At 69.8% G+C, this 11,897-nt stretch carries 11 protein-coding genes; 5 read left to right on the top strand and 6 right to left on the bottom strand.

Annotation, left to right across the window (positions count from 1 at the left end; all coding sequences use genetic code 11):
- Window positions 1-62: 62 nt before the first annotated feature.
- A complete protein-coding gene (locus MFF01_RS20145; protein ID WP_283207214.1) occupies window positions 63-2,396 on the bottom strand; it encodes an NADP-dependent malic enzyme in 2,334 nt (777 codons plus the stop codon).
- A gap of 84 nt (window positions 2,397-2,480) precedes the next feature.
- Here MFF01_RS20145 and MFF01_RS20140 point away from each other — a divergent pair, with 84 nt between their 5' ends.
- On the top strand, window positions 2,481-3,095 hold the full coding sequence (locus tag MFF01_RS20140; protein ID WP_283207215.1) for a CatB-related O-acetyltransferase: 615 nt from the start codon (window positions 2,481-2,483) through the stop codon (window positions 3,093-3,095).
- 49 nt (window positions 3,096-3,144) lie between these two features.
- On the top strand, window positions 3,145-3,396 hold the full coding sequence (locus MFF01_RS20135; protein WP_238228053.1) for a DUF3297 family protein: 252 nt from the start codon (window positions 3,145-3,147) through the stop codon (window positions 3,394-3,396).
- Window positions 3,397-3,403: 7 nt separating this feature from the next.
- On the opposite strand, the gene MFF01_RS20130 is transcribed toward MFF01_RS20135, so the two are convergent.
- The 3 genes from MFF01_RS20130 to aspS all read right to left on the bottom strand — a co-directional run bounded on the left by MFF01_RS20130 (window position 3,404) and on the right by aspS (window position 6,506).
- Window positions 3,404-3,736, bottom strand: a complete 333-nt coding sequence (locus MFF01_RS20130; protein ID WP_238228051.1) for a hypothetical protein — start codon at window positions 3,734-3,736, stop codon at window positions 3,404-3,406.
- Window positions 3,733-4,617: a glycosyltransferase family 2 protein gene (locus MFF01_RS20125; protein ID WP_238228049.1), complete on the bottom strand. Its 885-nt coding sequence runs from the start codon at window positions 4,615-4,617 to the stop codon at window positions 3,733-3,735. The genes MFF01_RS20130 and MFF01_RS20125 overlap by 4 nt, the downstream gene beginning before the upstream one ends.
- A 74-nt stretch (window positions 4,618-4,691) precedes the next feature.
- Window positions 4,692-6,506 carry an aspartate--tRNA ligase gene (gene aspS / locus MFF01_RS20120; protein ID WP_238228124.1) on the bottom strand — a complete coding sequence of 605 codons (1,815 nt, stop codon included), beginning with the start codon at window positions 6,504-6,506 and terminating at the stop codon, window positions 4,692-4,694.
- A 258-nt stretch (window positions 6,507-6,764) separates the two neighbouring features.
- On the opposite strand from aspS, the gene rnd reads away from it, so the two are divergent.
- The 3 genes from rnd to cuyB all read left to right on the top strand — a co-directional run bounded on the left by rnd (window position 6,765) and on the right by cuyB (window position 9,584).
- On the top strand, window positions 6,765-7,916 hold the full coding sequence (rnd, locus tag MFF01_RS20115) for a ribonuclease D (protein ID WP_238228048.1): 1,152 nt from the start codon (window positions 6,765-6,767) through the stop codon (window positions 7,914-7,916).
- 18 nt (window positions 7,917-7,934) lie between these two features.
- On the top strand, window positions 7,935-8,810 hold the full coding sequence (locus MFF01_RS20110) for a LysR family transcriptional regulator (protein WP_238228047.1): 876 nt from the start codon (window positions 7,935-7,937) through the stop codon (window positions 8,808-8,810).
- A gap of 75 nt (window positions 8,811-8,885) precedes the next feature.
- The gene (gene cuyB / locus MFF01_RS20105; protein WP_238228046.1) at window positions 8,886-9,584 is read left to right on the top strand and encodes a cysteate racemase; all 699 of its coding nucleotides are present in this window, start codon (window positions 8,886-8,888) and stop codon (window positions 9,582-9,584) included.
- 24 nt (window positions 9,585-9,608) lie between these two features.
- On the opposite strand, the gene MFF01_RS20100 is transcribed toward cuyB, so the two are convergent.
- Together MFF01_RS20100 and MFF01_RS20095 are read right to left on the bottom strand one after the other, a co-directional pair.
- Window positions 9,609-11,423: an aq_1923 C-terminal domain gene (locus MFF01_RS20100; protein WP_238228045.1), complete on the bottom strand. Its 1,815-nt coding sequence runs from the start codon at window positions 11,421-11,423 to the stop codon at window positions 9,609-9,611.
- 117 nt (window positions 11,424-11,540) lie between these two features.
- A complete protein-coding gene (locus tag MFF01_RS20095) occupies window positions 11,541-11,867 on the bottom strand; it encodes a HesB/IscA family protein (protein ID WP_238228044.1) in 327 nt (108 codons plus the stop codon).
- Between the last annotated feature and the right edge of the window lie 30 nt (window positions 11,868-11,897).

Raw genomic sequence — 11,897 nt, 5'->3', positions numbered from 1 at the left:
CCCGGAGCGATCCGGGGGCCTTTTTTTACGTCTCGATCGCTCCGCCCGTCGGCGGGTCGGTTCTACTCGGCAGTCGGTGCGGCTCCCGGCTCGGCCACGGCCGCGACGGCGGTCACCTGGCTGGCCTGGGCCTCGACCACGGCGGCGGCGGTGATGTTGACGATGCCGCGCGCCGTCACCGAGGGCGACAGGATGTGGGCGGGTCTGGCCGGGCCGATGAGCAGCGGCCCCACCGGCAGGGCATCGGCCAGCACCTTGGCGAACTGGAACGCGATGTTGGCCGCGTCGAGGTTGGGCAGGATCAGCACGTTGGCCGAGCCCTTGAGGTAGGAATTCGGCATCACCCGGTCGCGGATGATCTCGGAGAGTGCGGTATCGGCCTGCATCTCGCCGTCGACCTGCAGCTGCGGCGCGCGGGCCCGGATGAGGCCGAGGGCCGAGCGCATCTTGAGCGACGAGCGCGAATCCGACTGGCCGAAATCCGAGTGGCTCAGGAGCGCGATCTTGGGGGTGAGGCCGAAGCGCCGGACATGCTCGGCACAGGCCACCGCCACGTCGGCGATCTCCTCGGCGCTCGGGTCCTGGCGCACGTGAGTGTCGGCGAGGAAGTAGGCGCCCTTCTTCGTGACGATGAGGCTCATGGCGGCGAAATCGAGGACGCCCGGCGCCATGCCGATCACGTCGCGGATGACCCGCAGGCGCGTCTCGAACCGGCCCTCCAGGCCGCAGATCAGGGCATCGGCCTCGCCGCGGCGCACGGCGATGGCGCCGATGACCGTGTTGTTGGTGCGCACGAGGGTGCGGGCGGCGTCCGGCGTGATGCCGCGCCGGCCGGCGACCTCGAGGTAGGTTGCGACGTAATCGCGATAGCGCGGATCGTCCTCGGGATCGATGAGGTCGAAGTGCTCGCCCTGGCGCAGGGTGAGGCCGAAGCGCTTGATCCGGGTCTCGATGACGCGCGGGCGGCCGACGAGGATGGGCCGCGCCACCCCGTCCTCGGTGAGCGCCTGGGCAGCGCGCAGGACACGCTCGTCCTCGCCCTCGGAGTAGATGACGCGCTTGGGGGCCTCCTTCGCCTTGGAGAAGATCGGCTTCATGATGAAGCCCGAGCGGTGCACGAAGCGGTCGAGGCTGTCGGCATAGGCCTGGAGGTTCTCCAGGGGCCGGCCGGCGACACCCGAATCCATGGCCGCCTGGGCCACCGCCGGGGCGATGCGCAGGATGAGGCGCGGGTCGAACGGGCTCGGGATCAGCGAGCGGGGCCCGAAGGGCCGGGCCTCGCCGCCATAGGCGCGGGCGACCACGTCGGAGGGCGTCTCGCGGGCCAAAGCCGCGATGGCCTTCACGGCGGCCTGCTTCATCTCCTCGTTGATCGAGGTGGCGCCGACATCCAGGGCACCCCGGAAGATGTAGGGGAAGCACAGGACGTTGTTGACCTGGTTGGGGAAGTCCGACCGCCCGGTGCAGATCATCGCGTCGGGGCGCTTCTCCTGCGCCAGATCCGGCATGATCTCGGGGTAGGGGTTGGCCAGCGCCATGATCAGCGGGTTCGGAGCCATGGTCTCGAGGTATTCGGGCTTGAGCACGCCGCCGGCCGAGAGGCCGATGAACACGTCGGCGCCCGGGATGACCTCGGCGAGGGTGCGGGCCTGCGTCTCCTGGGCGTAGATGTCCTTCCACCGGTCCATGAGTTCGGGGCGGCCCTTGTAGACCACGCCCTTGATGTCGGTGACGGTGATGTTCTCGACCTTCGCCCCGAGGGAGACGAGGAGGTTGAGGCAGGCCAGCGCCGCCGCCCCGGCGCCCGAGGTGACGATGCGGACCTCGCCGAGCTGCTTGCCGGAGAGTTCGAGGGCGTTGAGGACGGCCGCCGCCACGATGATGGCGGTGCCGTGCTGGTCGTCGTGGAAGACCGGGATGTTCATACGCGCCCGGCAGCGCTCCTCGACCTCGAAGCACTCGGGGGCCTTGATGTCCTCGAGGTTGATGCCGCCGAAGGTCGGCTCCAGGGCGCAGACCACGTCGACGAGCTTGTCGACGTCGTTCTGCGCGACTTCGATGTCGAACACGTCGATGCCGGCGAACTTCTTGAACAGGACCGCCTTGCCCTCCATCACGGGCTTCGAGGCGAGGGGGCCGATGTTGCCGAGGCCCAGCACGGCCGTGCCATTGGTGAGGACGGCGACGAGGTTCTGGCGGATGGTGAGGTTGGCGGCCTCCTGAGAGTCGGCCGCGATGGCCTCGCAGGCGGCGGCGACGCCGGGGGAATAGGCCAGCGCGAGGTCGCGCTGGTTGCCGAGGGGCTTGGTCGCCTGGATCTCGAGCTTTCCGGGACGCGGCAGGCGATGGTAGATGAGCGCCCCGGACTTGAGATCGTCGGACATGTTGTCGCCCATGGGCCTCACTCCCTGGATGTTGCGCCGTGCGCGCAGCGGAGCACCGTTCCGGTCGGATCCGGGGTGCGTCGGTTGAAAACCCTGTTGCACCGCCTGCGGAGTGGGCGCAACCCGAACAACGAGACCCGGATTCACCTTGCGCGAGGGGTCGAACGCCATGGATTCTCCATCGGCGCGTATTCCTACGGACGGCCGAAGGTGCGGTTTCCCGAATCCGGCCAGAGCCTGACGATCGGCCGATTTTGTTCCATCGCCGACAAGGTCGAAATCCTGCTGGGCGGCGGGCATCGCCTCGACTGGGTCTCGACCTATCCGTTCGCCGCCATGCGCGGCCTGTGGCCGGACGTCGAGGCCCCGGCGGATTACCATGCCTCGCGCGGCGGCGTGACCATCGGCTCGGACGTCTGGCTCGGCTCGGGCTGCCTCATCCTGTCGGGCGTCACCATCGGCCACGGCGCCGTGGTGGCGGCCCGCGCCGTGGTGAGCCGGGACGTGCCGCCCTACGCCGTGGTGGCCGGCAACCCCGCCCGGGTGGTGCGCCATCGCTTCGACCCCGAGACCGTCGCGGCTCTTCTCGAAACCGCTTGGTGGGACAGGCCCTACGCGGCCGTGGCGGGCCTCGTGCCCCTCCTCCAGAGCGGGCGAACGGCCGACCTGATCGCGGCGGCGCGGGCGCTCGACGTTGCGGGCGGCGCCTGAATCCCTTACCCGCTTCCCCACCCAAACTGATCGACAGGGCCGCCCGACGATGTCCGACACGCTTCCCGACCGCCTCGCCGTGAACCCGAACAGCCCGTACTACGACGAGAAGATCCTCGAGCGCGGCATCGGCATTCGCTTCAAGGGCGTCGAGAAGACCAACGTCGAGGAATATTGTGTCAGCGAGGGCTGGGTCCGCCTCTCTGCCGGCAAGACCCTCGACCGGGCCGGCAACCCGATGACGGTGAAGCTGAAGGGTGCCGTCGAGCCGTATTTTCGCGATGAGCCCGCCGAGGGCTGAGGGCGGTTCAGGCGGACTGCTCGCTCGCCTCGCGCGTCCGGCGCGCACCGGCGAAGTTCTGCAGGGCCTGCTCGACGAGCGCGTCGACGCTGCGTTCCGTCTGAGGCGTCCGGATCACGAGGCTGGTGATGGCGTCGGGGTGGTTTTTGCGCTGCTTCGGGGTGCGGGCGTGGTTGGAGATCCGGAGCGCGAAGGCGCAACCCTCGGGCTTCAGGTAGACGCTGTCGCCCCGGGTGTTGCGGGCGACGATCGCGAAGCTGTGCGCGGCCACGCGGGCCACCGCATGCGCCAGGGCTGCCTGCGGAGCGAGGATGCTTACGACACCGCCGCTTGCGCTCACCGGGACGCCTCCCGGTCCAATCCCTCGCGGGCAAGCGCCGTGCGGCCGCGCAGGGCGGCGAATGCTCCCGCCGCCGAGCCGCCGTAGCGCTCCCATAACCCGCGGTGGCGGATGAGGCGCGCCAGGGCCGCCTTCGGGGCGTTGACGGCGAGCATGCCCGGGCTCGGGTCGGGCAGGCCGTATTTGGCGGAGACGTAGGCGCGCGACCACGCCTGATGCCAGCGGGTGCGGAACACCCGGCCGGGGTCCGGCGCCGACGAGCGTCCGCGCCCGTGCAGGGCTTGCGCCCCGTGGACATGCACGAGGGCGTGGCCCGCATCCGCCACCCGCCGGCACAGGTCGTCGTCCTCATAGAACAGGAACAGGTTCGGGTCGAAGCCGCCGAGCGCCAGGAACAGGTCGCGGCGGATCATCAGGCAGGCGCCGGACAGGAACGGCGCGCAGGCATCGCCCTCGGGCAGGGACCGCCGGCCCTTCGGGTTCGTCAAATAGGGCGCGAGCAGCGAGCGCGGCTGATAGAAGAACCGTCCGTCCGGCTCCACGAGGCGGGGCGCGAGGAGCCCGGCATCCGGATAGGCGCGTGCGGCGGCGAGCAGGGCATCGACGGCGCCCGGCCGCAGCGTCACGTCGGGGTTGAGGATGAGGACGCGCTCGGCCTGGGACGCGGCGGCGACGCCGCGGTTGTTCGCCCGGCCATAGCCCTCGTTGCGGGGCATCCGCACCACCCGCGCGCCCGCTGCCTCCGCCACCGCCACGGACGCGTCCCGGCTGGCATTGTCGACGACGAGGGCCGGCACGTGCTCGGCAGCCAAGGCCGCGAGGCAGCCGGGTAGGGCCTGCGCGCTGTCATGGGCGACGACGATGGCGACGAGGCTCGGCACGGCTCGGGCAACATCTCCCGTGGCGGGGGCACGCGGAACGCGGCCCTCCCCCCGGCCGGGGGAGGGCTTCGCCCTTACGCGCTCTTCTCGGGCAGGTTCAGGCGGATATGGAGTTCGCGCAGCTGCTTCGGGGTCGCCTCGGCGGGGGCGCCCATCATCAGGTCCTCGGCGCGCTGGTTCATGGGGAACAGCACCACCTCGCGCAGGTTCTGTTCGCCGCAGAGCAGCATCACGATGCGGTCGATCCCCGGAGCGATGCCGCCGTGCGGCGGGGCGCCGAGCTTGAGCGCATTGAGCATGCCGCCGAACTTTTCCTCGAGCACTTCGACGCCGTAGCCGGCGATGCCGAAGGCCTTCTCCATCACGTCCGGGCGATGGTTGCGGATGGCGCCCGACGAGAGTTCGGTGCCGTTGCAGACGATGTCGTACTGGAACGCCTTGATGCCCAGGATCGTCTTCTCGTCTGCCGGGTCGAGGGCCAGGAACGCCTCGCGATCGAAGTTCGGCATCGAGAACGGGTTGTGGGAGAAGTCGATCTTCTTGTCGTCCTCGTTCCACTCGTACATCGGGAAGTCGGTGATCCAGCAGAACGCGAACTGGTCCTTGTCGGAGAGGTTCAGTTCGTCGGCGATGCGGTTGCGCGCCTTGCCGGCGAGCGCGGCCGCCTTGGCCTCGGTGCCGGCGGAGAAGAACACCGCGTCGCCGGCCTTCGTGCCCGTGGTCTCGGCGATCGACGCCTGGACTTCGGCCGGGATGAACTTGGCGATGGGTCCCTTGCCGGTGAGCACGCCGTCGACGTCCTCGAACACGATATAGCCGAGGCCGGGCGCGCCCTCCGAGCGGGCGAAGTCGTTGAGCTTGTCGAAGAACGAGCGCGACTGGCCGGCGGCACCCGTCGCCGGAATCGCCCGCACCACGCCGCCCGACGCGATCACGCCCTTGAACGCCTTGAACGCCACGTCCTCGCGGGCGAACAGGTCGGTCACGTCGGCGATGATGAGGGGGTTGCGCAGGTCCGGCTTGTCGACGCCGTATTTCAGCATCGCCTCGGCATAGGGGATGCGCGGGAAGTCCTTCGTCACGCGCTTGCCGTCGGCGAATTCCTCGAAGACGCTGCGCAGCACCGGCTCCACGGACTGGAACACGTCCTCCTGCGTCACGAAGCTCATCTCGATGTCGAGCTGGTAGAACTCGCCCGGGGAGCGGTCGGCGCGGGCATCCTCGTCACGGAAGCAGGGCGCGATCTGGAAGTAGCGGTCGAAGCCGGCGATCATCGTCAGCTGCTTGAACTGCTGCGGCGCCTGGGGCAGCGCGTAGAACTTGCCCGGATGCACGCGGGACGGCACGAGGTAGTCGCGGGCGCCCTCCGGCGAGGAAGCGGTGAGGATCGGGGTCTGGAACTCGAAGAACCCGCCCTCGCGCATGCGGCGGCGGAGCGAATCGATGATCGCGCCGCGCTTCATGATGTTGGCGTGCAGCTTGTCGCGGCGCAGATCGAGGAAGCGGTACTTCAGCCGCGTCTCTTCCGGATACTCCTGGTCGCCGAACACCGGCACCGGCAGCTCGCCCGCCGGCCCCAGCACCTCGAGATCGTCGATGTAGACCTCGATGGTGCCGGTCGGCAGGTCGGGGTTCTCGGTGCCGGCGGGCCGGGTGCGCACTCGACCGTCGAGGCGGATCACCCATTCGGAGCGGGCGAGGTTCGCGCCCTGGAACGCCTTGGAATCCGAATCGACCACGCATTGCGTGCGGCCGTAATGGTCGCGCAGGTCGATGAACAGCACGCCGCCATGGTCGCGGATGCGGTGGCACCAGCCCGAGAGGCGAACGGTCTGGCCGACGTCCGAGGGGCGCAGCGCCCCGCAGGTGTGGGTCCGGTAACGGTGCATGGCGGGCTGTTGCATCACGGGCTCTTGGGATTGAGCGGCGCACCATTCACGCGGGGGAAGCGAAGTCAAGGCGAGGCATCGGGAGGCGGACCGGCGCGCCGCCTCGTTCGGACGCCTCACGCGGCCCGATGGATGGCCTGCCGCATGCCAGGGCGAAAGCCGGGGCTGCGCCCTGAACACGCTTCGCTCGGCGGCATCCACGCCGATTCGGCGATCCGATCTCGCGTGCGGCGTCAACCTTCGATATAGCCGATTTTCATGGACCTCATCTCGACCACGCCGGCGCTAGCCGACGCCTGCACTCATTTCGCCGCGCAAGCCTTCGTGACGGTCGATACGGAGTTCATGCGGGAAACCACCTATTATCCGAAGCTCTGCCTCATCCAGATGGCGGGGCCGGACGGGTCGGGGGTGCTCGTCGATCCGCTCTCGCCGGACCTCGACCTCGCGCCGTTCTTCGCCCTGATGGCCGACGAGGGCGTGGTGAAGGTGTTCCATTCCGCCCGGCAGGACCTCGAGATCATCTGGCTGCTCGGCGGCCTGCTGCCGCAGCCGTTCTTCGACACCCAGGTCGCCGCCATGGTGTGCGGCTACGGCGACTCGGTCTCCTACGAGCAACTGGTCAACGACGTGGCGAAGGCCAAGATCGACAAGTCCTCGCGCTTCACCGACTGGTCGCGCCGGCCGCTTTCCGACGCGCAGCTCACCTACGCCCTCTCCGACGTCACCCACCTTGTGAAGGTCTACGAGGTGCTGGCGAGTCAGCTGCTCTCGACGGACCGGGGCGAGTGGCTCGACGAGGAGATGAGCGTGCTGATCTCGCCCGAGACCTACCGGGCCGATCCGAGCCAAGCTTGGCGGCGCCTCGCCGGGCGAATGCGCAAGCCCCGCGAGATCGCCGTGCTCATCGAGGTCGCCGCCTGGCGCGAGCGCGAGGCCCAGAGCCGCAACGTGCCGCGCGGGCGCATCCTGAAAGACGAGGCGGTGATCGACGTCGCCTCCTCGGCGCCGCGCAGCGTCGAGGCCCTGGGGCGCCTGCGCTCGATTCCCGCCGGCTTCGAGCGGTCGCGCACGGGCACCGACATCCTGGCGGCGGTGGAGCGCGGCTTTGCCCGCGACCTCGCCGACATCGCCCTGCCGGAGCGGACCCGCGGCCGCGGCGGCAATGGGGCCCTGGTCGAACTCCTGAAGGTTCTGCTCAAGGCCGTGTGCGAGACGGAGGGCGTCGCTCCGAAGATCATCGCCTCCGTGGACGACCTTGAAGCCATCGCGGACGATGACGCGGCCGACGTGCCCGTGCTGCAGGGCTGGCGCCGGGCTCTGTTCGGCGAGAAGGCGCTTGCCCTCAAGGCCGGCCGCCTCGCCCTCTCGGCCGAGCGCGGTTGCGTGGTGGTGCGCGAACTGAACTGACCTTCGCGGAGGCGCGCGGTGGAGCTGAAATGGCTCGAGGATTTCCTCAGCCTCGCCGAAACCCGCAGCTTCTCCCGCTCGGCCGAGGCGCGTCATGTCACGCAATCGGCCTTCAGCCGCCGGATCCAGGCCTTGGAACTCTGGCTCGGCGTCGCGCTCATCGACCGCAGTACCTATCCGACGACCCTGACGCCAGCGGGCCGGCGTTTTCGCGAGACCGCGGAGGAGACCGTGCGGATGCTCCACGCCAGCCGCGTGGACCTGCGCGCCGGGACCGAATCGGGCGGGGCGATGGTGAGCGTCGCCGCCCTGCACACCCTGTCTCTCGCTTTCTTTCCCGCTTGGTTGCGGGGCATCGAGGCACGCACCGGCCCCGTCGAGACGCGCCTTTTGGCGGACGACTTTCACAACTGCCTCCAGGCCCTCGCCGAGGGCGCCTATGATTTCCTCCTGACGTTCCATCACCCGAGCGTGCCGATCCTCCTGGATCCGGACCTCCATCCCCACCGCGTGGTCGGAACAGATGGGTTGGTGGCCGTGCACAGTCCGGCCCTATCCGGACAGCGGGCGAACGGGCCGCTGCCGCACCTCGCCTATGCGCCCGACACCTTCCTCGGGCGCGTGAGTCTGTTCGCGCAGGCCCAGGTCGGCGCCCTCGGACACGTTTCCCACACCAACGCCATGGCCGAGGCTCTGAAAGCCATGGCCTTGGAGGGGCACGGGCTCGCCTGGGTGCCGCGCAGCCTCGTCATCCGCGAACTCGCCGAGGGTCGCTTGATCATGGCCGGACCGGAGGTGCCCCTGGAGATCCGCCTCTACCGCAGCTGCGCCCGCACCCGCCCCGCCGTCGAGACGGTTTGGGCTGCAGCCGGGGCGTATTCGCAAACCGCATGAGGCGTTCCGACTTGGCATTGGCCTCGCGTGCCGTGCCGCGTCATGCCTCGCTCCGTCACGCGGAGGAGGGGAACGATGCTGGGAGTCCTGGGCGGCATGGGGCCAATGGCCACCGTCGACTTCATGCGCAAACTTGTGGAGGCCACCCCGGCATCGCGCGACCAGGACCATCCCGGCGCCCTGGTGCTTCAGGCGTCCGACATCCCCGACCGGACCCGGGCGATCCTCGCCGGCGGCCCCGACCCCCTGCCCGCCATGGTGGCGGGCCTGCGCCGGCTCGAAGCGGCGGGCGCCACCCGTATCGCGATTCCCTGCAACACAGCTCACCACTGGCACGGCGCGCTCCAGGCCCGCACCGCCTTGCCGATCCTGCACATCGTCGATGCCGTGGCCGAAGCACTGTTCGTCCGGGGATACCGAAGCGGTTCCATCGGCGTGCTGGCGACCGGCGGAACGCTGAAGGCCGGCATCTATTCCGGGCGCCTCGCCCGCCACGGCTTCACCTGCGTCGCACCGATCGATCAGGATGCGGTGATGCGCGCCATCCGCCTCGTGAAGGCCGGCAGAGTGGCCGAGGCTGGCGCCATCCTGCGCAATCAGGCGCGCGGTCTGATCGCGGCGGGATGCGGACGGGTGATTCTCGCCTGCACGGAGATTCCCCTCGCCCTCTCGGCCTCGGACGAAGGCTTCGGCGATGGGCTGCTCGATGCGACACAGGCCCTCGCCCAGGCCTGCGTCTCGGGCGCCGGCGCGCCCGAACGCCTCGTCGCGTAGGCGCTGCGCTCCGGTTCGCCTCGGTCAGTTCGCCTTGGCGTCGACGGTGAGACGGTCGAGCACGGCGGCCGGGGTCGGGGCCGCGCTAAATTCCAGCATGCCGATGCCGGCACCGTTCTTGGGGCGGACGCTGAGGAACAGCGTTCCGGGCTTGGACACGAACTGGCTCATGGCCGTGCCGATGGCCTTCGCCCCCGCCGAGTTTCCGAGGATCGCCGGCACGCCGTAGAGGCTCGCCGTGACGTATTCCTGCTTCAGTTCCTCGGGCTTGAGGCTGAGCACCTTCGACTGCGCCGCGATGAACCGCTCGAACAGGCCGGTGTTCTCGATGGTGAGGTCGAGGGCCTTGGCCGTCGCCGACAGCATGGCGAAGCCCGACACGCCGGCATCGGGATCAAACACCTCGGGGCCGATGCCGCCGAGCAGGCCGTTGATCCGCACCGTGCCCATATCCTTGCCGGAGATGGAGATTTCCCCGAACTTGAGTTCCTTGGCCGCCGCATCCCAGGCGGTGTCGGCCACCACCTTGAGGTCGAGGTCTGCGTAGCCGTAGAGGCCGAGGGATCCGAGGCCGGGCACGCCGGCCACGGCGGAGGCCGGCAGGGTCAAGCCCGACAGGTCGATCCGCCCGGCGGTCGGAACGCCTTCCCGGGGCGGGGCGAAGTTCACCGTCGCCGTGCGCAGGCCGAAATGCGTCGGCACCGCCTTCACAGCCGGATCTTGCGCGGCCGGATTTCGCGGCGCTGCCGCCGGATCGTCGGACAGGTCGAGGCTGAGATCCGACAGGGCCATCGTGCCGATCACCGGGGTCAGCAGGCGCAGATCGTCGTCCGTGGCGTCGGGGGTCGTGGCGAGCTTGCGCAGGGCCGCGATGGTGGGGGCGAGGGAGAAGCCGTTGAGCGACAGGCGGGCCGCCTTCGCGGCGATCCCGTTGCCCGTGAGGGTGATGTCCTCGAGGCTCGCCTCCGAACCGCCGCCCCGGATCAGGCCGATGCCGAGGTTGAGCGGCGACGGCCCCTTGGTGTGCTGGACGCTGAGGCCCGTGGCCTCGAAGCTGCCGAGCGTCACCGCTTCGGCGAGATCCGCCACGGTCCCGGAGAGCTTGGCGCGGGTGGCCGGCGGTGCCTCGGCAAGGCCGGGGGCTGTGAGCGCCGCGAGGGCACCGGCCCAGCTGCCCGGCACCGGGCGGGCGCTGAGGTCGCGGCCCTGGATGCGGGCGAACTTCACCGCCGTGCCGTTCGTGTCGACGAAGGCCACGTCCGAAACCGAGAACGCGCCGTAGATCCGCTGAAGCGCACCCTTGCCGTCGCCGGATTCGCCGTAGAGGCGGGCAAGCGCCGTGAGATCGAGGTCGGTGGCCTGGAGCGGGCCGTAGGACCCCGCCCCCTTGCGCTCGCCCTCCACCGTGAGGACGGCCCCCGTGGCGGTCAGCTCGGCGATCCGGCCGGCGCGCACGTCCTTGGCCACCACGTTGCTGTAGCTCACCGTATCGCGCGCGCCCTTGATCGCCCCTTCGATGCGCAGGTCCGGGATCACGAGGCTCGCGGCATCGAGCCGGGCAAGGCGGGCCGCCACGGGCTCGGGACCGGGCCGGATCAGAGCGAGGAGTTCGTCCTTCGACAGGCGCGTCCCGCTCACCGTCACGCGCGGGGCTTTCAGCACCTTGTCGCCGAGCGGCAGGGTGACGTCCGTCAGAGTCACGTCCTGGACGGCGGAGGCCGCCTCCTGCGCCCAGGCGACACCCGGCTGCGCGGGGAGCCCGGCGCCGAGGAGGACGAGGACGCAGGCCGAGGCGCCGGTCGCCCAACGCAGGAGGGGGCGGCCTTTCGAGGGGATCATGGGATTTTCCGGATCGCTGGCAAACGCCGCCTCAAGGGGAGGGCGCATCCGTGCCGCGTTTTCGCGTGCGTTGCAATCGCGGGTGCATCACCTGCGCGGGTGCGTCGCCCGACGCCGCTACAGGGAGAACGACGTGCCGCAGCCGCAGGAGGCAGTGGCGAGGGGGTTCTCGATCTTGAACGACTGGCCGATGAGGTCGTTCACGAAATCGATGACGGCGCCGCTCATGTATTCGAGGGATGTGGGGTCGACGAGGACGGTGGCCCCGTCGCGCTCAATGGCGACGTCGTCGTCGGCCCGCGCCCGCTCGATGTCGAAGGCGTAGGAGAAGCCCGAGCAGCCGCCGCCGTTCACGCTGATCCGCAAGGAGGCCCCGGGCGGCTCGGCGCCCATGATCTCGTTGATGCGCTTGGCGGCGCGTGGGGTCAGGGTGATGTCGGCCATCGTGATGCTCGGGTCTCGTCGATTGCCAGA

This window comes from Methylobacterium adhaesivum, assembly GCF_022179065.1.
Taxonomy (GTDB): Bacteria; Pseudomonadota; Alphaproteobacteria; order Rhizobiales; family Beijerinckiaceae; genus Methylobacterium; species Methylobacterium adhaesivum.
This window is presented reverse-complemented; position numbering and strand designations above follow the sequence as displayed.

Bases quoted from the DNA above. Each gene is read 5' to 3' on its own strand.
- MFF01_RS20145 (WP_283207214.1), bottom strand. From the start codon at position 2,396: ATGGGCGACAACATGTCCGACGATCTCAAGTCCGGGGCGCTCATCTAC.
- MFF01_RS20135 (WP_238228053.1), top strand. From the start codon at position 3,145: ATGTCCGACACGCTTCCCGACCGCCTCGCCGTGAACCCGAACAGCCCG.
- MFF01_RS20100 (WP_238228045.1), bottom strand. From the start codon at position 11,423: ATGATCCCCTCGAAAGGCCGCCCCCTCCTGCGTTGGGCGACCGGCGCC.
- MFF01_RS20095 (WP_238228044.1), bottom strand. From the start codon at position 11,867: ATGGCCGACATCACCCTGACCCCACGCGCCGCCAAGCGCATCAACGAG.
- cuyB (WP_238228046.1), top strand. From the start codon at position 8,886: ATGCTGGGAGTCCTGGGCGGCATGGGGCCAATGGCCACCGTCGACTTC.
- rnd (WP_238228048.1), top strand. From the start codon at position 6,765: ATGGACCTCATCTCGACCACGCCGGCGCTAGCCGACGCCTGCACTCAT.
- aspS (WP_238228124.1), bottom strand. From the start codon at position 6,506: ATGCACCGTTACCGGACCCACACCTGCGGGGCGCTGCGCCCCTCGGAC.